The organism is Mycobacterium simiae (assembly GCF_008370645.1).
GTDB lineage: Bacteria > Actinomycetota > Actinomycetes > Mycobacteriales > Mycobacteriaceae > Mycobacterium > Mycobacterium simiae_A.
In genome coordinates this window covers 1-974 of the sequence record NZ_VTZN01000419.1, presented here as the reverse complement: position 1 = coordinate 974, position 974 = coordinate 1, and the positions used below count along the sequence as shown (strand labels likewise).

Below are 974 nucleotides of genomic sequence, written 5' to 3'. Positions count from 1 at the left end.
GCCCAAACTGGCCACGATACCCTCGCGCCAAACCGGCACCCGCGACATACAATTCGCCGGCCACCCCCACCGGCACCACCCGCAGGCCGGCGTCTAGCACATACAATCGCTCGTTGCCAAATGGACCGCCGATCACCGACGCCGCACAGGTGGCGTCCGCGTTGCTGAGCTTGCGACACGTGGTATGAACGGTACCTTCGGTGGTGCCGTACATATTGATCAGCGTCGGCAGCGGTGTCCGGTCTCCGGGATACCATCCCGGTAGCCCCGACGTACGTAACGGCTCGCCGGCAAACACCACCAGCCGCAATGCGGACTCTACTGCGGTGCAACTACTTTCCCGCTCGGCCCGCATCAGTTCATAGAAGGCCGACGGCGTCTGGCTGAGCACCGTGACGCGCTCACGGATTATCAGCTCCCACAGCGCCCGCGGCGAACGCACCGTAGTCTGGGGCACCGCTACTACGCGGGCACCATGCAGCAACGCGCCCCACATCTCCCATACCGAGACATCGAACGCTGGCGAATGACACCACGCCCACACATCGCTGGCAGTGAATTGACACTCTTGCTTCAGCCCTGCGAATAGTGCCACCACGTTGCGGTGGGTAACGGCAACGGCTTTGGGTTTCCCGGTGGATCCGGAGGTGTACATGACGTAAGCCAGATTCTCCTGACCCGGCCGTTCGACCGGCTGATCGGGAGTCGCGGCGGCGCCGAGCTGATCGAGGACCAACCGGGGGATGGTGGACTCCGGCAGTCCGGACGCGGTGGCGGAGTCGGTGATCAGCAGCCGGGGGGCGGCGTCGGTGAGCATAAAGCTGGTGCGTTGGCTGGAATGGTTCGCATCGATGGGCAAGTACGCCGCCCCGGTCTGGCTGATCGCCAGCAACGCGGTCGCCAAGTCGGCGCCACGAGGCAGCGCCACGGCGACGATCGTCTCCTGCTGTACCCCAGCTGCTTTGAGCCGCGCC

At 64.9% G+C, this 974-nt stretch carries 1 protein-coding gene; it reads right to left on the bottom strand.

The features are described from left to right. Positions 1 to 974, bottom strand: a 974-nt coding sequence (locus F0Q45_RS26200) for an AMP-binding protein (protein ID WP_149656616.1), incomplete at both ends; no start/stop codon positions are given.